Annotated in this window: 1 rRNA gene; it reads right to left on the reverse strand. The window is 58.0% G+C overall.

The window, feature by feature from the left end:
• Positions 1-66: 66 nt before the first annotated feature.
• Positions 67-205 (reverse strand): 23S ribosomal RNA (locus PUR61_RS16590); the annotation flags it as partial.

Genomic DNA, 205 nt, shown 5'->3' on the forward strand with positions numbered 1-205 from the left:
CACCCACACCGTGACCAGACGTGTGGGGGTCGTTGTTTCAGAACAACACAGTGGACGCGAGCAACTGAGGACAAGCCCTCGGCCTATTAGTACCGGTCAACTCCACCCCTCACAGGGCTTCCATATCCGGCCTATCAACCCAGTCGTCTACTGGGAGCCTTACCCTCTCAAGGAGGTGGGAGTGCTCATCTCGAAGCAGGCTTCC

The organism is Streptomyces sp. BE20, assembly GCF_036322525.1.
In the GTDB taxonomy this organism is placed as follows: domain Bacteria; phylum Actinomycetota; class Actinomycetes; order Streptomycetales; family Streptomycetaceae; genus Kitasatospora.